Source organism: Streptomyces sp. DSM 106670 (assembly GCF_055792845.1).
Genome location: NZ_CM147704.1, coordinates 5902363 through 5919940 on the forward strand (window position 1 = coordinate 5902363; position 17578 = coordinate 5919940).

General features: G+C 71.6%; 15 protein-coding genes. 8 read left to right on the forward strand and 7 right to left on the reverse strand.

The annotated features are described in order from the left end of the window. Positions 1 to 73 precede the first annotated feature (73 nt). The gene (gene scy / locus ACSMXR_RS26315) at positions 74 to 3967 is read right to left on the reverse strand and encodes a polarized growth protein Scy (RefSeq protein WP_473170050.1); all 3894 of its coding nucleotides are present in this window, start codon (positions 3965 to 3967) and stop codon (positions 74 to 76) included. Positions 3968 to 4166: 199 nt separating this feature from the next. After that, positions 4167 to 4595 carry a methylmalonyl-CoA epimerase gene (mce, locus tag ACSMXR_RS26320; protein WP_030079275.1) on the reverse strand — a complete coding sequence of 143 codons (429 nt, stop codon included), beginning with the start codon at positions 4593 to 4595 and terminating at the stop codon, positions 4167 to 4169. A gap of 164 nt (positions 4596 to 4759) precedes the next feature. Here mce and ACSMXR_RS26325 point away from each other — a divergent pair, with 164 nt between their 5' ends. Together ACSMXR_RS26325 and meaB are read left to right on the forward strand one after the other, a co-directional pair. Further along, positions 4760 to 5935: an acetyl-CoA C-acetyltransferase gene (locus tag ACSMXR_RS26325; protein ID WP_181008075.1), complete on the forward strand. Its 1176-nt coding sequence runs from the start codon at positions 4760 to 4762 to the stop codon at positions 5933 to 5935. A 53-nt stretch (positions 5936 to 5988) separates the two neighbouring features. Beyond that, on the forward strand, positions 5989 to 6957 hold the full coding sequence (gene meaB / locus ACSMXR_RS26330; protein ID WP_359141858.1) for a methylmalonyl Co-A mutase-associated GTPase MeaB: 969 nt from the start codon (positions 5989 to 5991) through the stop codon (positions 6955 to 6957). An 88-nt stretch (positions 6958 to 7045) separates the two neighbouring features. Here the strand turns inward: meaB and ACSMXR_RS26335 are convergent, their stop codons facing one another. Beyond that, positions 7046 to 7777, reverse strand: a complete 732-nt coding sequence (locus ACSMXR_RS26335; RefSeq protein WP_473170051.1) for a PepSY domain-containing protein — start codon at positions 7775 to 7777, stop codon at positions 7046 to 7048. A 119-nt stretch (positions 7778 to 7896) separates the two neighbouring features. Here ACSMXR_RS26335 and ACSMXR_RS26340 point away from each other — a divergent pair, with 119 nt between their 5' ends. Both ACSMXR_RS26340 and ACSMXR_RS26345 read left to right on the forward strand, forming a co-directional pair. Beyond that, on the forward strand, positions 7897 to 8559 hold the full coding sequence (locus ACSMXR_RS26340; protein WP_473170052.1) for a response regulator transcription factor: 663 nt from the start codon (positions 7897 to 7899) through the stop codon (positions 8557 to 8559). Further along, positions 8556 to 10016 carry an ATP-binding protein gene (locus tag ACSMXR_RS26345; protein WP_473170053.1) on the forward strand — a complete coding sequence of 487 codons (1461 nt, stop codon included), beginning with the start codon at positions 8556 to 8558 and terminating at the stop codon, positions 10014 to 10016. The genes ACSMXR_RS26340 and ACSMXR_RS26345 overlap by 4 nt, the downstream gene beginning before the upstream one ends. A 62-nt stretch (positions 10017 to 10078) precedes the next feature. Here ACSMXR_RS26345 and ACSMXR_RS26350 read toward each other — a convergent pair whose 3' ends face one another. The 4 genes from ACSMXR_RS26350 to ACSMXR_RS26365 all read right to left on the reverse strand — a co-directional run bounded on the left by ACSMXR_RS26350 (position 10079) and on the right by ACSMXR_RS26365 (position 12699). Further along, a complete protein-coding gene (locus ACSMXR_RS26350) occupies positions 10079 to 10555 on the reverse strand; it encodes a MarR family winged helix-turn-helix transcriptional regulator (protein ID WP_359141846.1) in 477 nt (158 codons plus the stop codon). A gap of 103 nt (positions 10556 to 10658) precedes the next feature. Then, on the reverse strand, positions 10659 to 11420 hold the full coding sequence (locus ACSMXR_RS26355; RefSeq protein WP_473170054.1) for an AIM24 family protein: 762 nt from the start codon (positions 11418 to 11420) through the stop codon (positions 10659 to 10661). Next, on the reverse strand, positions 11417 to 12067 hold the full coding sequence (locus tag ACSMXR_RS26360) for an AIM24 family protein (protein WP_030079255.1): 651 nt from the start codon (positions 12065 to 12067) through the stop codon (positions 11417 to 11419). The genes ACSMXR_RS26355 and ACSMXR_RS26360 overlap by 4 nt, the downstream gene beginning before the upstream one ends. Next, positions 12067 to 12699 carry an AIM24 family protein gene (locus ACSMXR_RS26365; protein WP_137233597.1) on the reverse strand — a complete coding sequence of 211 codons (633 nt, stop codon included), beginning with the start codon at positions 12697 to 12699 and terminating at the stop codon, positions 12067 to 12069. The genes ACSMXR_RS26360 and ACSMXR_RS26365 overlap by 1 nt, the downstream gene beginning before the upstream one ends. 233 nt (positions 12700 to 12932) lie before the next feature. Here ACSMXR_RS26365 and ACSMXR_RS26370 point away from each other — a divergent pair, with 233 nt between their 5' ends. The 4 genes from ACSMXR_RS26370 to glxA all read left to right on the forward strand — a co-directional run bounded on the left by ACSMXR_RS26370 (position 12933) and on the right by glxA (position 17522). Next, the gene (locus ACSMXR_RS26370) at positions 12933 to 13283 is read left to right on the forward strand and encodes a DUF3817 domain-containing protein (RefSeq protein WP_065488269.1); all 351 of its coding nucleotides are present in this window, start codon (positions 12933 to 12935) and stop codon (positions 13281 to 13283) included. Continuing rightward, entirely contained in the window at positions 13280 to 13573 is a 294-nt protein-coding gene (locus ACSMXR_RS26375; protein WP_030079249.1) for an MTH1187 family thiamine-binding protein, read from the forward strand. Before ACSMXR_RS26370 ends, ACSMXR_RS26375 begins: the two co-directional genes overlap by 4 nt. Before the next feature lie 172 nt (positions 13574 to 13745). Next, on the forward strand, positions 13746 to 15563 hold the full coding sequence (locus tag ACSMXR_RS26380; protein WP_381789515.1) for a glycosyltransferase family 2 protein: 1818 nt from the start codon (positions 13746 to 13748) through the stop codon (positions 15561 to 15563). Between the two features lie 3 nt (positions 15564 to 15566). Then, positions 15567 to 17522 carry a radical copper oxidase GlxA gene (glxA, locus tag ACSMXR_RS26385; protein WP_473170055.1) on the forward strand — a complete coding sequence of 652 codons (1956 nt, stop codon included), beginning with the start codon at positions 15567 to 15569 and terminating at the stop codon, positions 17520 to 17522. Positions 17523 to 17578 lie beyond the last annotated feature (56 nt).

The following is a 17578-nucleotide window of genomic DNA, read 5'->3' on the forward strand; positions in this document are numbered from 1 at the left end:
TGGCTGACCCCCGGAGTGCTTGCCACTCGAAGGGTTGAATGTCCATGGCGAACCACGGCGCACCGCGGATCGGCTACCGCTCGGACGACTTGCCCCCCGATCGGGTCCCCGCCGCCGCCGGGGCCTTGGCGCCCCCCGCGGAACCGCCGGCCGGTTTTCCGCCCCCGGTCGGAGTCTCGAAAGACTCCAACGCTTCGAGCACGTCCTGGACACGGGAGATCTCCGCATTGATGTCCTCGCGCCTGCGCACCAGGACGTCCAGCTCGCGTTTGCCCTCGTCGACCGTGGCCTTCGCCTCGGCCTCGGCGTCGGCGCGCAGCTTCTCCGCCTCGCGGATCAGCTCGGCCTTCTTGGTCTCGGCCTCCTTCAGCAGCGACTCGGCCCGTTTCACCGCGGCGATACGGACCTTGCTCGCCTCCGAATTGGCCTCCGCCATCAGCTCCTTGGCCTTCGCCTCGGCCTCGTCGCGCTGCTCGGTCGCCGCCTTCATCAGGTTGTCGACGCGCTCGCCGGCGGTCTTCATCTGCTCGGACGTCTCCCGGCGGGCCCGCTCGTGCAGCTCCTCGATCTCGCTCTCCAGCCGGGTCCGCAGCTCCTCGGCCCGCTCCCGGATCTGGGTCGCGTCGCGCCGGGCGCCGACCAGCAGTTCGTCCGCGTCGGTCCGGGCGCGCTCCACCAGGGTGTTGCCCTCGACGGTCGCCTCCGAGGTGATCCGCTGGGCCTCCTTGCGGGCCGCGCCGACCATCGTGTCGGACTGCGTCTCGGCCTCGGTGGCCGTACGCAGCGCCTCTTCCCGCGCCTTGTTGATGAGCTGGTCCGCCTGCTCGGCCGCGTCCGCCCGGCGTTTCGCCGCCGCCTCGCGCGCCTCGTCCAGCAGCCGGTCCGCCTCCTGGCGGGCCTGGGAGCGCAGCTCCTCCGCCGCCGACTCCGCCTCCGCGCGCAGTCGTTCGGCCTCCTCGTGGGTGCGGGTCGCGTGCTCCTGCGCGGAGCCCAGCCGCTCGGCCGCCTCACTGCGCAGCCGCTCGGACTCGGCCGTCGCCTCGGCCAGCATCCGGTCCGCCTTCTCGGTGGACTCGGCCCGGCGGCGGTTGGCCTCCGTGGTGGCCTCGACGACGAGCTGCTCGGAGGCCTGGGCCGCCTCGTTGCGGATGCGCTCGCTCTCGGTGGTCGACTCGCCGATCAGCAGGTCCGACTGGGCCGCCGCCTCCGAACGGATCCGGTTGGCGTCCTGCCGGGCCTCGGCACGGGCGCGCGAGGCGTCCTGCTCCGCCGACGCCAGGGCGTCGGACGCCTCGGTGCGCATCCGCTGGCTGTACTCGGAGGTGTCCGCGCGCAGCCGCTCCGACTCGCCGATCGCCTCGGAGACCGTCCGCTCGGCCAGCGCCTTCGCGGCCTCGGCCTCCTCGTGCGCCTCGCGCCGGAGCCGGTCCGCGTCCGCGTTCGCCTCCTGACGCAGGCGTACCGCGTCCTCGGAGGCCCGCTCCCGCTCGGCGTGCGCGTCGGCGCGGACCCGGTCCGCCTCCTCCTGCGCCTCGGTACGGGTGCGCTCCGCGACATGCTCCGCCGTCGAACGCAGCCCGGCGATCTCCTCCTCGGCCTGCTCCTGCAGACCCGAGACGGAGTCCCGTACCTGCTGGGCGGTCTGCTCGGCCGCCGAGACCAGCTCGGTCGCCCGGGCGTCCGCCTCCTCGACCAGCCGGTCCGCCTCGGCCTGGGCCTCCTCGACCCGCTTGCGGGCGGAGGCGAGCAGCTCCTCGCTCTGCTCCCGGGCCCGCTCGCGCTCCTGCTCCGCCTCGGTCCTGGCCGCACCGAGGATCTCCTCGGCCTCCCGGCGGCGGCGCGTGGCCTCCTCCTGGGCGGCGGCCAGCGCCTCGGCGGCCTCGGCCCCGACCCGCTCGGCGGCGGCCGCGGCCTCCGCGCGCACCCGGTCGGCGCTCTCCTGGGCCTCGGACTTGAGCCGCTCGGCCTCCGCGGCCGCCTCGCTCCGCAGCCGTACGGCGACGTTCTCGCCCTCGGCCCGCGACTGCGAGGCGTCGGCGGCGGCCTCGTCGCGCAGCCGCTCGGCCTCCGCCTCGGCCTGCTCGGTCAGCGCCCGCAGCCGCTCGGCGGCCTCCGCGCGCTGCCGCTCCGACTCCTCGTTCGTCTCGCGGCGGATCCGCTCGGCCTCGGTGCGGGCCTCGCCGAGCGCCTCCTCGGCGGCGGTGAGCTTCGCCTCGGCCTCGGTGTGCAGCCGGGTCAGCTCGTCGGCGGCCTCGGCCTGCCGGGCGGCGACGCCGCGCTCGGTCTCCTCGCGCAGCTCGGCCGCGGCGCGCTCGGCCGCCTCCGTGACGGCCGCCGCCTGCTCCTCGGCCTCGGCCCGCAGCTTGTCGGCCTCGGTCCGGGTGCGCTCCAGCGTCTCCTCGGCCTGCTTGCGCAGGGTCGCGGCCCGCTCGGCGGCCTCGGTGCGGATCCGCTCGCTCTCGCCGTTCGCCTTGGTGCGCAGCTCGTCCGCGTCGGAGCGGGCCTTGGTCAGCAGCTCCTCGGCGGTGCGGGCGCCCTCCTCCAGCTGCTGGACCGCCTCGCGGCGGGCCTCGCCCCGGATCCGCTCGCCCTCGGCGACCGCCTCGGAGCGCAGCTGCTCGGCCTCGCCGCGCAGCCGGCGGGCCTCCTCCTGGAGCTCGACCGTCTTGGCCCGGTACTCCTTGGTGTCGTCCTTGGCCGCGCCCTTGAGCTCGTCGGCCTGCTCGGCGGCCTCGCCGCGCAGCCGGTCCGCCTCGGCCTCGGCCTCGCGGCGGATCCGCTCGGCCTCCTCGCTCGCCGCCTTCGTGGTCGACTTCGCGTCCTCGGAGGCCTTGGTGAGCACCTCCTCGGCGCTGCGGGCCGCCTTCGCCAGCTGGGCGGCGGCGTCCTCGGCGGCGACCGTACGGGCCTTCTCACCGGCCTCGGCTACCAGTCGCTCCGCCTCGGCACGGGCGTCGGCGAGGGCCTGCTCGGCCTCCTCCTTGAGCGCCTCGGTGCTCTGGGTGGCCTCGCCGACCAGCCGGGCGATCTCCGACTTGGCCGTACGGGTGCGCTGTTCGTTCTGCGACTCGGCGGCGGCCAGCTGCTTGGCGGCGGCCTCCTTCGCCTCGGAGAGGACCTTCTCGGCCTCCAGGCGGGACTCGCGCAGCCGGGTCTCGGCCTCCGCGAGGCGCTGCTCGGCGGTGCGGTTCAGCTCGGCGGTCTGCTGGCGGGCCTGGTCGGTCTCCGCGGTGGTGCTGGAGCGCAGCTGCTCCGCGTGGCTGGTGGCCTCCTGCGCCTGGGCGGAGGCGGCCCCGAGCAGGCGCTCGGCGTCCTTGCGGGCACGCAGCAGGATCGCTTCGGCTTCGGCCCGGGCGGTCTCGGTCTCCGAACCGGTCCGCCGACGGGTCTCCTCGGCCAGCCGGGCGGCCTCGTCGCGGGCGGCGGCCAGCGCCTGCTCGGCCTCGGCGCGGGACTCCTCAAGCAGCCGGCGGGCCTGCGACTCGGTGCGGGCGCGCAGCTGTTCGGCCCAGGCGACGTTCTCGTTGACGTGCGACTCGACGGTCTGGCGGCGCTCCGCCAGCTCCTGGTCGAGCCGCTGCCTGCGCTGGACGGCCTCGGTGTGCAACTCGGCCTGGAGGCGCGCCTGGTGCTCGGCGTGCTCCTGCAGGATCCGCTGCGTCTGGGCCCGGGCCTCGCGCAGCTCGCGCTCGGCGTCGCTGCGCATCTGCTCGGCCTGGACCTGCGCGTTCCGCAGCATCTGCTCGGCCTGGTAGCCGATGTCCGCGCTGTCGTAGGCGGGACGGGTCGCGAGATTGCGCCGGGCCTCGTGCAGCTTGGCACGCAAGACCTCGACCTGGTAACCGAGGTCCTCGGCGTGCTGGACGGCCTTCTCCCGGTCGGTCTTCAGCCGGTCCATCTCGGCTTCGAACCGCGAGAGATGGTCGTCTTCAGCTCGGTGGCTCTCCTGGCGTTCGTAGCCCCGCACTGCGCGGTCCCATCCTTCCCCGAGCTCTCACACTCTTCGAGCAGGGGAGACCCCAACCCTGGTCGCAACTCTGCACACGGGGGCCCGCCGACGAGCGGTCCCCCGGGGAATGGTGACAGACAAACGACGAGGACGCGGTACGGCCCCGACCCGGCCCCGGCCCGGAACCGCCCACTCTACCGGGCCGGGTATGCGGGGGTCAGTGGTCCGCCCTGCTCGTGACCAGTTCGGTGAGGACGCCGTGGCAGTCCTTGGGGTGCAGGAAGGTGATCCGGGACCCCATGGACCCCGTCCTGGGCTCGTCGTACAGCACCCGGACGCCCTTTTCGCGGATGTCCGCGGCGTCCCCGTCCACATCCTCCGTACCGAAGGCGATGTGGTGCACGCCCTCCCCATTCTTCGCCAGCCACTTGCCCACGGCCGAGTCCTCCCGGGTCGGCTCCAGCAGCTGGAGGTACGAAGCACCGCCGTCCGAGGTCTCGTTGATCTTGAGCATCGCCTCCCGGACGCCCTGCTCCTCGTTGATCTCGGAGTGGAACACCTCGAAACCGTACGTGGCACGGTAGAACTCAACCGTCTTGTCCAGGTCGAAACAGGCGATCCCGATGTGGTCGATTCGCGTCAGCATGGATCCAGTGCAGCGCCCCCGCCATGGTTACGCAACGTGCGCGCCGTCACACCGGTAGCCGGATGACGGGCGCGGGACCGCTCAGTACATTCAGGTAAACCCTCGTTCACATCCGATCCCAAGGGGCCGTGCCCATGCCAGCAACGACCGGTACCACCACCTCAGTGATCGTCGCGGGCGCCCGGACGCCCATGGGCCGTCTTCTCGGCTCCCTGAAGAGCTTCTCCGCCGCCGAGCTCGGCGGCGTCGCGATCAAGGCCGCCCTGGACCGGGCCGGCATCGGCGGTGATCAGGTCCAGTACGTGATCATGGGCCAGGTGCTCACGGCCGGCGCGGGCCAGATCCCCGCCCGGCAGGCCGCGATCAAGGCCGGCATCCCGATGAACGTCCCCGCGCTCACCGTCAACAAGGTGTGTCTCTCCGGCCTCGACGCCATCGCGCTGGCCGACCAGCTCATCCGCGCCGGGGAGTTCGACGTGGTGGTCGCGGGCGGCCAGGAGTCCATGACCAACGCCCCGCACCTGCTGCCGAAGTCCCGCGAGGGCTACAAGTACGGCGCGATCGAGATGCTGGACTCGATGGCGTACGACGGTCTCACCGACGCGTACGAGAACATCCCGATGGGAGAGTCCACCGAGAAGCACAACGGGCGTCTCGGGCTCGACCGCGCCGCCCAGGACGAGATCGGCGCGCTGTCCCACCAGCGGGCCGCCGCCGCCCAGAAGAACGGCCTCTTCGAGGCGGAGATCACCCCGGTCGAGATCCCGCAGCGCAAGGGCGACCCGGTCCTCTTCGCCAAGGACGAGGGCATCCGCGCCGAGACGACCGTGGAGACCCTCGGCAAGCTGCGCCCCGCCTTCGCCAAGGACGGCACGATCACCGCCGGCACCTCCTCGCAGATCTCCGACGGCGCCGCGGCGGTCGTCGTGATGAGCAAGGCCAGGGCCGAGGAGCTGGGCCTCGACTGGATCGCCGAGATCGGCGCCCACGGAAACGTCGCGGGCCCCGACAACTCCCTGCAGTCGCAGCCGTCCAACGCCATCAAGCACGCCCTGAAGAAGGACGGCCTGACCGTCGACGACCTCGACCTGATCGAGATCAACGAGGCGTTCGCCGCCGTCGCCGTCCAGTCCATGAAGGACCTGGGCGTCACCTCGGACAAGGTCAACGTCAACGGCGGCGCGATCGCGCTCGGCCACCCCATCGGGATGTCCGGCGCCCGGGTCGTCCTGCACCTGGCGCTGGAGCTGAAGCGGCGCGGCGGCGGCACCGGCGCCGCGGCGCTGTGCGGCGGCGGCGGCCAGGGCGACGCGCTGATCATCCGCGTTCCGGGCAAGTAACACCCGTAACGGTCACGAGGGCGAAAGATCGAGAGATCGAGAGATACGGAGCGGTGAACGTGGACGTGGACGTCCCCACGCTGGTCGAACAGGCGCGAGCAGGCAGGCCGCGTGCGGTGGCCCGGCTGATCTCGCTGGTGGAGGGGGCGTCCCCGCAGCTGCGGGAGGTGATGGCCGCGCTGGCGCCGCTGGCGGGGCACGCCTACGTCGTCGGGCTCACGGGCTCGCCCGGCGTCGGCAAGTCCACCTCCACCTCGGCCCTGGTCACCGCCTACCGCCGGGCGGGCAAGCGGGTCGGCGTCCTCGCCGTCGACCCGTCCTCGCCGTTCTCCGGCGGCGCGCTGCTGGGCGACCGGATCCGGATGGCGGACCATGTCTCCGACCCGGGCGTCTACATCCGCTCCATGGCGACCCGGGGCCACCTCGGCGGCCTCGCCTGGTCCGCCCCGCAGGCCATCCGGGTGCTGGACGCGGCGGGCTGCGACGTGGTCCTCGTCGAGACGGTCGGCGTCGGCCAGTCCGAGGTGGAGATCGCGTCCCAGGCCGACACCTCCGTGGTGCTGCTCGCCCCGGGCATGGGCGACGGCATCCAGGCGGCCAAGGCCGGAATCCTGGAGATCGGCGACGTCTACGTGGTCAACAAGGCGGACCGCGACGGCGCGGACGCCACGGCCCGCGAGCTGAACCACATGCTGGGCCTGGGCGAGTCCCGGGGCCCCGGCGACTGGCGCCCCCCGATCGTGAAGACGGTCGCGGCCCGGGGCCAGGGCACGGACGAGGTCGTCGAGGCGCTGGAGAAGCACCGGGCCTGGATGGAGGAGCGCGGCGTCCTCGCCGAGCGCCGCACCGCCCGCGCCGCCCACGAGGTCGAGACGATCGCCGTCACCGCGCTCCGCGAGAAGATCGCCGACCTGCGCGGCGACCGCCGCCTGCACGCCCTGGCCGAGCGCATCGTGGCCGGGAGCCTGGACCCGTACGCGGCGGCGGACGAGCTGGTGGCGGGGCTGACGGGGAGCGCCTGAGCGGACCGAGCGTACGGAGAAGGCCCCCGGGGCGGCGTGTGTGCCGCTCCGGGGGCCTTCTCGTGTACGGGGCCGGTACGGGCTCCCGTCAGTCGTCGTCGCCGTCACGGTCGTCGTTCCGGTCGTCCGCGCGGTCGTCACGGTCGTCGCCGTCGTCGTCGCGGTCCACGGTGACCTTGCCGGTCTTCGCGTCGACGCGCAGTTCGTGCTGCTTGCCGTCCTTGCCCGTGATGTCGACGTCCCAGCGCAGGACGTTGCCCCGGCCGCCGTTGTCGTCGTCATCGTCATCGTCGTCCAGGTCGATCGACGTGATCGTGCCGGGCGCGGTCTTCAGGGCCTGGGCCGCCGCCTGGTTCAGGGTGACGGCGGCGGAGCGGGGCGCGTGGCGGTCGCGGTCGTCGTTGTCGTCGTCGCGGGTCTTCAGGACCTTGCCGGTGGTGGCGTCCACCGTCACGTCGTGCCAGGTGCCGTCGGAGCCGCGGACGTCCAGCTCCCAGACCGCCCGGCCGCCGTGGTCGTCGTCGTCATCGTCATCGTCCAGCTCGGCCTCGGTGACCGTGCCCGGGACGCTCTTGAGGGCGGCGGCGACGGCCTGGTCGAGGGTGATCCGGGTGCTCTTCGCGGCGGCCGGGGCCCGGTCGCCGGAAGAGGCTGCCGAGCGGTCGTCGGAAGCGCTGTCGTCGGCGAGGGTCACGGTGCCCGCGCTCCTGGTGGACGTGCGCTCGCCGTCGCCGCTGTCCGCGAGGGCGACGGTGGCGGCGGTGGTGCCGCCGATGAGAACGGCCGCGGTGATCGCTGCGATGGTGACGTTGCGCTTCATGAGGTTCCTCCCCGAGAGCTGCTGTGCTGGTTGACGGGTTCCACACTGCCGGGGCGATGCTGAACGCAACCTGAAGCCACCTGAAGCCTTCTTCAGGTGGAGTTTGCGAGGCTGTGCGCATGCGCCTGTTGATCGTGGAGGACGAGAAGCGCCTCGCGGTGTCCCTGGCCAGGGGACTCACCGCCGAGGGTTTCGCCGTGGATGTCGTGCACGACGGGCTCGAAGGGCTGCACCGGGCGAGCGAGGGCGGCTACGACCTGGTGATCCTCGACATCATGCTGCCCGGCATGAACGGCTACCGCGTCTGCTCGAACCTGCGCACCGCCGGACACGAGGTGCCGATCCTCATGCTGACCGCCAAGGACGGCGAGTACGACGAGGCCGAGGGTCTGGACACCGGCGCCGACGACTATCTGACCAAGCCCTTCAGCTACGTCGTCCTCGTCGCCCGGGTCCGCGCCCTGCTGCGCCGGCGCGGGGCCGGAAGCGCCGCGCCCGTCCTGACCGTCGGCTCCCTGCGCATCGACACCGCCGCCCGCCGGGTCCACCGCGGCGAGGACGAATACGCCCTCACCGCCAAGGAGTTCGCCGTGCTGGAGCAACTCGCCCTGCGCGCCGGGCAGGTGGTCAGCAAGGCGGAGATCCTGGAGCACGTCTGGGACTTCGCCTACGACGGCGACCCGAACATCGTCGAGGTCTACATCTCCACCCTGCGCCGCAAGTTGGGCGCCGCCGCCATTCGTACGGTGCGCGGCGCCGGCTACCGGCTGGAGGCGGCATGAGGTCCGTCCGGGCCAGGGCCGCCATCGGCGCCACCCTGGTCGTCGCCGCCGCCCTGGTCGCGGCCGGGCTCGCCGTCCTCCTCGTCCTGCGGGCCAACCTGATCGACCAGGCGGACCTCCAGGCCGAGGTGGCGGCCCGCGAGGCGGCCGGGCAGCTCGCCACGGGCACACCGTACGAGGACGTGGAGCTGGACGACGAGGAGGACCACCCGGTCCAGGTGACCGACGAGGAGGACCGGGTCGTCATCGTCTCCAAGGACCTGCGGGCCGTCACCGGCACCGGCGCGAGCGGGGTCACCCCGGTGCCCTCGGCCTCGGCGGGGGCCACCCCGTCACCCGGCGACGATGACGACGGGGACGACGACGCCGACGACGACGGGGACGACGACCGCAGTCGGCCGGGCCGGGGCGAGGTCTCCTCCGACGACCCGGACTTCTCCGACGGCACCGCCACCGTGGGCCGCACCACCGCCGACTACCGCTTCGCCGCCGTCGAGGCGACCACCCCCGACGGTGTCACCCTCACCGTGTACGCGGGCGCCCCGCTCGCCGCCGAGCAGGAGGCGGTGAACACGGTGCGCGGGGCCATGCTCACCGGGCTGCCGCTGCTTCTGGTCGTCGTCGCCGGGGTGACCTGGCTGGTGACCCGCCGGGCGCTGCGGCCGGTCGAGGGCATCCGCCGCGAGATGGCGGCGATCACCGCGTCCGAGGACCTGGCCCGCCGGGTGCCGGAGCCCGGTTCGCGGGACGAGATCGCGGCGCTGGCCCGGACGACGAACGAGACGCTCACGGTGCTGGAGGCGTCGGTGGAGCGGCAGCGGAGGTTCGTCGCGGACGCCTCGCACGAGCTGCGTTCCCCGATCGCCTCGCTGCGCACCCAGCTGGAGGTGGCCGAGGCCCACCCGGAGCTGCTGGACCTCCCGGGCGCGGTCGCCGACACCGTACGGCTCCAGGTGCTGGCGGCGGACCTGCTGCTGCTCGCCCGGCTGGACGCGGGGGAGAAGCCCGGCAGTGCGACGGTGGAGCTGGGCGCGCTGGTCCGGGAGGAGGTGTCGCAGCGGACCGGGGACCGGATCCCGGTGGCGGTGGAGGTCCCGGAGGGCGGTGCGTTCGAGGTGAACGGGTCGCGCGGGCAGCTGTCCCGGGTGATCGGCAATCTGCTGGACAACGCCCAGCGGCACGCCGATGCAAGCGTCGCGGTGTCGGTGGCGGCCGACGGGCGCGGTGTGCGGGTGGAGGTCCGGGACGACGGGGCCGGTGTCCCCGAGGAGGAGCGGGAGCGGATCTTCGAGCGGTTCGTCCGGCTCGACGACGCCCGCAGCCGGGACGACGGCGGGGCCGGTCTGGGCCTCGCCATCGCCCGGGACGTCGCCTCGCGCCACGGCGGGACCCTGACGGTGCACCGGGCGGCCGAGGGCGGTGCGGCCTTCCGGCTGTGGCTGCCCCGCCCGTCCTGAGGCGCCCAGGGCGTGTCCGGCGGATCCTGACCGGGGCCGCGACGCCTGGCACGCCCCAGCCGCTACGGCTTGCCGCGCTTGCCGCGCAGGTGTTCCGCGATCGGGGTCAGTGCCGCGTGCAGATCGGCCAGCGCCTCGGGGGACAGCAGGTCCATGAAGTGCTGCCGCACCGAGTCGACGTGGTGCGGGGCGACCTTCCGCATGGTCTCCGCGCCGTGCTCGGTGAGGACCGCGAACAGTCCGCGCCGGTCCGACTCGCAGTGCGTACGCCGCACAAGACCGGCGGTCTCCATGCGGGTGATCTGGTGCGAGAGCCGGCTCTTGGACTGCAGGGTGGCGGCGGCGAGGTCGCTCATCCGCATCCGCTGGTCGTCCGACTCGGAGAGGTTGACCAGGATCTCGTAGTCGTTCATGGTCAGGCCGAACGGCTGGAGGTCCTTCTCCAGCTGGTGCGTCAGCAGCCTGCTGACGTCCAGGTGGGTGCGCCAGGCGCACTGCTCCGTGTCGCTCAGCCAGCGGGTGGCCGTCTCGGTCTCCATATATGGATTCTACCTAAGAAGTTGAAAGCCGGACGAAATCAGGAAGGTCTGAGAGTGTGACAATCGGCGCACACGTTCGATGTCACACTCCGCAGACTACCGCTCACAACCCGAAGCGACGCTGGAGGTCCCCCAGCTGGCCGGGCATGCGCGGGCCGGATCCGGGGTGACCGCCGCCCGGAACGCCCGGCTCGTTGGGCACCGCACCGGTCGCCTGCTCCGCCATCAGCGCCTCGCTCGACTGCATCAGCACCGTGCCCGCCCCGACGAACTCGAACTGGTGCTCCTCGCCCGACGTCCCGCCGATCCCCGTGAGCGACCGGATCCCGCCCATCACGCCCGTCATATAGCCGTGGTCGTAGTGGTGGCACGGCGAGGGGCAGTCGGCCCAGCCCACCAGTGCCTGCGGATCCACCCGCAGCGGCGGCTCCATGAAGACCACCGGCCCGTTCGACGCGGCCACGAACTTCCCCGTACCGATCAGCGTCACGAACCCCGGCACGATCGACTGCTTCAGCGCCAGCGACGGCTGGTACGCCAGCAGATTCCCGGACCGGATGGTGAGGTTGCCGTCGTCCAGGTCGAAGGAGTTCACATCGAACGCCCGGTCCGCCAGCAGCATCTTCCCGCTGCCCTCGGCCACCACCCAGTCGCTCGCGTGCAGCGGCGAATGGAAGCTGGAGCGCACCAGCCGCTCGAACCGGCCGTGCCCGATGCCGTCGAAGTTGATCTGCCCGTAGTAGGCGATCATCTTGCCCTTCTGCAGGAACCACTGGCTCCCCTTGAGCTCCACGCAGAAGGTGTAGGAGTTGACGTTGTCGTCCGACGGCAGCGTCATCGGATCGAAGACCACGGGCGCGCTCACAGCTTCTCCTCCGACGCCTGGACGTACACCGCACCACTGCCGCTCAGCTCCAGCTGGAACGCCTCTCCGGAGCCCCGTCCCACCATGTCCCGCCAGCCGACCGCCGTGGACAGCTTGTTGCGGACCTCCCCGTGGTGGGCGACGTACGCCTGCGGGTCCACATGGACGTCCCGGCCCGGTGTGATCGGCAGTTCGATCACCCCGCCGTGCGCCATCACCGCGACCGCGCCGTGCCCCTTGAGGGTGGTGGTGAACAGGCCCTGGCCGGTCACCTGGCCGCGCACCATGCCCATCACGCCGCCCTGCGAGCCCATGAACATCGTGCCCTGCTGGAGCGTCCCGTCGAACGCCAGCAGCCGGTCGGCCTCCACGTACAGGGTGTCGCCGGACAGATTGATCACCTGGATGTGGTGACCGCCGTGGCCGAACATCACCGTGCCCGAGCCCTCGACCGTCATCAGCGGCGTCGCCTCGCCCGCCACCCGGCGGCCGATCATCGACGCGAAGCCGCCCTGGCCGCCCTGGATGTTCGGGGTGAAGGACACCTCGCCCCGGTACGCCAGCATCGCGCCGCGCTGGCTGAACAGCTTCTGGCCCGGGGCCAGCGTGGCCTCGACCATCTTGGAGTTGATCTCCCGGAACGGCATCAGACATCGCCTCCGACGGTGTTGCGCTCGCTCGGCTGTACGTAGACCAGTCCGTCGCCCTCGAAGCGGATCTGGAACGCCTCGCCGGAGCCCTCGCCCATCAGCGTCCGGAAGTTCACGCCCGACTGGAAGCTCTGCTGGAGCCGGCCCTGATGGGCGATGTACGCGCCGGGGTCCACCATCAGCGGATACTGCGGCGACACCCGCAGCAGCACCGCCGCGCCGTCCGACATGATCGCCGCCTGCCCGGTGCCCTCCACCGTGGTGGTGAACAGGCCGTTGCCGCTCGCCCCGCCGCGCAGCCCGGTGAAGGTGGTGCCCGTGCGCAGCCCGGCGTCGGTGGCCAGCAGATTGCTCGCCTCCACGTACAGCTTGTCGCCGTGCAGCGCGACCAGGCTGATCTCGCTCGCCCGGTCGGCGAAGTAGCAGGTGCCCTGCCCGGACACCTCCATCACGGTCATCTGCTCACCGGTCAGCCGGCGGGTCACCATGCCGCGGAGCCCCTCACCGCCGCCGGTCATCTTCTTGAAGGTCATCCGGCCGTCGTACGCGACCATCGAGCCGTTCTTCGCCTTGACGGAATCGCCGGCCAGATCGACGGCGAGCGTCTTGCTGCCTTGGAGTCGGAACATCGCCACGCGACGACGTTAGCCCTCCGCGCCGCACCCCGGCCAGAGTCTCCGGAACCGTTACGCCCCTGATGCTCCCCTGATGCACACCCGGACCGGCCCTGATATGCGGCGATACGCCCGCCCGCGGCCGGGGCGGAACCCGGCGACGGGGGCGTACCGGCGCGATGCCACAATGGGGGCGGCTTGTGCCTGGGTTCACAAGCCCTCGCGACCCTCCCACCGAAGGTGCCCCTGTGGACATCAAGACCGCTTCCGCCCTGCACCGGCTGCGCCTCATCTCGATTCCCGAGGCGCTGTCCTTCCCCGCCCTGATCCTCTTCGGCTCGGTCCTCAGCCGGGTCTCGGACATCGACTTCCTGATGATGCCGCTCGGCATGATCCACGGCATCCTCTTCGTGATCTACGCCGTGTTCCTGCTGGACGTCTGGATGAAGGCGAAGTGGCCGCTGGGGCGCGTCGCCCTGTTCTTCCTGCTGTCGCTGATCCCCTTCGGCGGCCTCTACGGCGACAAGCGCCTCAAGCAGTACGAGGCCGACGGCGTCATCGCCGCCCGCGCCCGCCGCGAGGGCACGGTCAGCGCATGATCGTCGCGTTCTCGGTCTCCCCGCTCGGTGTCGGTGAGGACGTCGGGGAGTACGTCGCCGACGCCGTGCGCGTCGTCCGTGAGTCCGGGCTCCCCAACCGCACCGACGCCATGTTCACCTCCATCGAGGGGGAGTGGGACGAGGTCATGGACGTCGTCAAGCGCGCCGTGGCCGCCGTCGAGGCCCGCGCGGGCCGCGTCTCCCTGGTACTGAAGGCCGACATCCGGCCCGGTGTCACCGACGGTCTGACCTCGAAGGTCGAGACCGTGGAGCGCCATCTCGCCTCCTGACGCACCGTCGCGCGGGCCCGGCCCGCGTTCACCCGAAAAGCCCCCGGCACCACACGGCCGGGGGCTTTTCCGGTGCCGGACCGAAAACCGCTCACTCGGACCTGCCAAGTCGACACGCCGTTAGCTGTCCCCTTCTGTGGGGATATCAACCCGTTCGACAGTGGGAGGCACGGTGCGGTCGGAGGGCTACGACTACGACACCTACAGCCGGCTCGCGGGTCCGCTCACGGAGCCGGATCCGACGGGGTACCGGGTGCGGTACAAGAGCCTGCTCTCGACGGAGAAGCACCGAATAAGAGCCGTCCTGCTGATGACGCTCGCCCCGGTGCTCACGGGCATCCTGCTGCTCTACCTGGTCTGGCCCACACACTGGACCGAGCGGGAGAACGGCGAGCGCTGGCTGGTCGTCGCCGACACCGTGATGCTGGTGTCGATCGCCCTGATCGAGCTGTTCATGCTGGTCAACGTGGTCTCCATCGCGCACGCCACGCTCGTCGCGCGCGACCCCGTGCCGGTGACGGCCGAGCCCGGCACCCGGGTCGCCTTCCTGACCACGTACGTCCCCGGCAAGGAACCGCTCTCCATGGTCCGCGCCACCCTCAAGGGCGCCGTACAGCTGAACCACCCCGGCCCGCTGGACGTCTGGCTGCTCGACGAGGGCGACGACCCCGGGGCCCGGATGCTCTGCGCCGAACTGGGCGTCCACCACTTCACCCGGCACGGCGTCCCCGAGTGGAACCGCGACAAGGGCGTGCACAAGGCGAAGACCAAGCACGGCAACTACAACGCCTGGATCGCCCTGCACGGCGACGACTACGACTTCTTCGCCTCCGTCGACACCGACCATGTGCCGATGCCCAACTTCCTGGAACGGATGATGGGCTACTTCCGCGACCCGGACGTCGCCTTCGTCGTCGGGCCGCAGGTCTACGGCAACTACGACTCGGCCGTCACCAAGGCCGCCGAGTCGCAGCAGTTCCTCTTCCACGCCCTCATCCAGCGCGCGGGCAACCGCTACGGCGCCCCGATGTTCGTCGGCACCAACAACGTCGTGCGCATCGCCGCGCTGCGGCAGGTCGGCGGCCTGTACGACTCGATCACCGAGGACATGGCCACCGGCTTCGAGATCCACCGCCGCCGCAACCCGCGTACCGGGCACTACTGGCGCTCCGTCTACACCCCCGACGTGCTCGCCGTCGGCGAGGGCCCCGCCTCCTGGACGGACTTCTTCACCCAGCAGCTGCGCTGGTCCCGTGGCACGTACGAGACGTTGTTCAAGCAGTACGGCAAGGCGCTGTTCCGGGTGCCGCCCGGCCGGCTCCTCAGCTACACGCTGATGCTCGTCTACTACCCGATGACCGCCGTCAACTGGCTGCTCGGCGTCCTCAGCTGTGTGCTGTTCCTCTGGTTCGGGGCCTCCGGCACCCAGGTCGCCGCCTCCATCTGGCTGATGCTCTACAGCGACGCCGCCGCCCTCCAGATCGGGCTCTACCTCTGGAACCGCCGGCACAACGTCTCCCCGCACGAGCCCGAGGGCTCCGGCGGACTCGCCGGCATGGCCATGTCCGCGCTCTCCGCGCCGATCTACCTGAAGTCGCTCGGCTCGGCCGTGCTGCGCACCGACGGCCGGTTCGTCGTCACCCCCAAGGGCGGCCAGGCCTCCCCGGACCGGCTGCTCACCTTCCGGATCCACCTCTTCTGGGCGGCGGTCCTGCTCTCCTCGCTCGCCGCGTCCGTCTACCTCGACCACACCCATGTCGCGATGCGGACCTGGGCGACGCTGGGCCTGGCGATATCCCTCTCCCCGGTCGTCGTCTGGGCCTGGACCGTCCGGCAGGACAAGCGCGCCGAGGCCGCGCGCGCCGTCCCCGTCCCGGCGCCCCCGCCGCCCGAGCCGGCGTACGTCACCACCACGACGGCCCCCGCCCCGTCGGCGACCACCACGGCGAGCGCCGGCACCACCGCCACCACCACCGCAGGAGGGAACTGAGCCATGGCCTACCGGCCCTCGAAGAAGATGAGGAAGACGCTCCTGGGCGGCGGCGCGGTGGTGCTGCTCGCCGGGCTGAACGCGCCCGCCGCCCTGTCCTTCGCCGAGGACAGGTACCACGCGTACAAGATCGACCAGCCGGCGTACAAGGCGGAGTACGGCTCCTGGGAGCGGGTGAACATCCCGAAGGAGTACCGCACCAACGCCATCCACGCGGCGCTCCTGCACACCGGGAAGGTGCTGATCGTCGCGGGCTCCGGCAACGACGAGAAGCACTTCGACGAGGGCACCTTCGACACCGTCCTGTGGGACCCGGCCGCGAACACCTTCCAGAAGATCCCCACCCCCGAGGACTTCTTCTGCGGCGGCCACGCCCAGCTCCCCGACGGGCGGCTCCTCATCGCGGGCGGCACCGCCCGCTACGAGGTGCTCGACGACAAGGTGAAGCGGGCCGGCGGCGGTATGCGGGTCAAGAACGAGAACCCGGACAAGCCGCTGAAGCTCAAGAAGGGCACGGTCTTCCGCTCGCCCTCCGGCGTGGAGTACCGCGCCAAATTCGACGTCACCGTGCCCAAGGCCAAGCGCGAGTTCGAGGTCGACTACTTCAAGAGCGGCCAGATGAAGCCGTGGAAGACCAAGGTGACCGCCGCCGAGCAGCGCGTCTTCGTCGAGGCGGTGGACGACGGCCCCGAGGCGGTGGCGACGGACGCCGCCCAGTACGAGATCGTCGGGCTCAAGGGCAAGGAGGCCGACAACTCCTACGGCCTCGCCGAGAAGATCACCATGGACAAGCAGGACTTCCAGGGGATCCGCGCCGCCTACGAGTTCGACCCGACGGCGGAGAAGTACATCAAGGTCGACCCGATGAAGGAGGCCCGCTGGTACCCGACGCTCGTCGGCCTGGAGGACGGCAAGGTGCTCGCCGTCTCCGGCCTCGACGACGTCGGCGCGATCCTCCCGGGCGACAACGAGATCTACGACCCGAAGACCAAGAAGTGGGCCAAGGGCCCCTTCCGCTACTTCCCGACCTACCCGGCGCTCTTCCTGACCAAGGGCGGCAAGCTCTTCTACCCGGGCGCCAACGCCGGTTACGGCCCGGCGGACAAGGGCCGCGAGCCCGGCATCTGGGACCTGAAGAAGAACACCTTCACCAAGGTGCCCGGGCTGACCGACACCGACGAGCTGGAGACGGCGGCCTCGCTGATGCTGCCGCCCGTACAGGACCAGAAGGTGATGGTGCTGGGCGGCGGCGGGGTCGGCGAGTCCAAGAAGTCCACGGCCCGCACGGCGGTCATCGACCTCAAGCAGGACAGCCCGGCCTTCGAGGCGGGCCCCGACCTGCCGCAGGGCACGCGCTACCTCAACAGCGTGATCATGCCCGACGACACCGTCTTCACCAGCGGCGGATCCGAGGACTACCGGGGCCGCGGCGACAGCAACATCCTCAAGGCGCAGTCCTACGACCCGAAGACCAACACCTTCAAGGAGGCGGCCGAGCCGACGGTGGGGCGCAACTACCACTCCGAGGCGCTGCTGCTGCCCGACGGACGGGTGGCGACCTTCGGCTCCGACTCGCTCTACGGCGACAAGGACAACACCAAACTCGGCAAGTTCGAGCAGCGGATGGAGGTCTACACCCCGCCCGCCCTGCACCGCGGCAAGGACAAGCGCCCGGTGATCGGGAACGGCCCGGAGAACACCGAGCGCGGCGCGACGGTGACGTACGAGAGCGCCGACGCCGACCGGATCGCCACCGCCCGGCTGATGCGCCCGAGCGCCGTCACCCACACCACCGACGTGGAGCAGCGCTCCATCGAGCTGGGCCTGAAGAAGGCCGGCGGCAAGCTGAGCGTGACCGTGCCGGACGACCCCACCCTGGTCCCTCCCGGCTGGTACATGCTCTTCGTGACGGACACCGACGGCATCCCCTCCGAGGCGAAGTGGGTCAAGGTGGCCTGAGCAGGCATAGCGGGAGGCGCCCGCGCGCGTCAGTACGGTCAGGGAGGGCAGGGGGC

Excerpts from the sequence above, each read along its gene's own strand:
- glxA (WP_473170055.1), top strand. The coding sequence starts at position 15,567 with ATGGCCTACCGGCCCTCGAAGAAGATGAGGAAGACGCTCCTGGGCGGC.
- ACSMXR_RS26360 (WP_030079255.1), bottom strand. The coding sequence starts at position 12,067 with ATGCCGTTCCGGGAGATCAACTCCAAGATGGTCGAGGCCACGCTGGCC.
- ACSMXR_RS26340 (WP_473170052.1), top strand. The coding sequence starts at position 7,897 with ATGCGCCTGTTGATCGTGGAGGACGAGAAGCGCCTCGCGGTGTCCCTG.
- ACSMXR_RS26365 (WP_137233597.1), bottom strand. The coding sequence starts at position 12,699 with ATGTTCCGACTCCAAGGCAGCAAGACGCTCGCCGTCGATCTGGCCGGC.
- ACSMXR_RS26335 (WP_473170051.1), bottom strand. The coding sequence starts at position 7,777 with ATGAAGCGCAACGTCACCATCGCAGCGATCACCGCGGCCGTTCTCATC.
- ACSMXR_RS26375 (WP_030079249.1), top strand. The coding sequence starts at position 13,280 with ATGATCGTCGCGTTCTCGGTCTCCCCGCTCGGTGTCGGTGAGGACGTC.
- ACSMXR_RS26350 (WP_359141846.1), bottom strand. The coding sequence starts at position 10,555 with ATGGAGACCGAGACGGCCACCCGCTGGCTGAGCGACACGGAGCAGTGC.
- mce (WP_030079275.1), bottom strand. The coding sequence starts at position 4,595 with ATGCTGACGCGAATCGACCACATCGGGATCGCCTGTTTCGACCTGGAC.
- ACSMXR_RS26345 (WP_473170053.1), top strand. The coding sequence starts at position 8,556 with ATGAGGTCCGTCCGGGCCAGGGCCGCCATCGGCGCCACCCTGGTCGTC.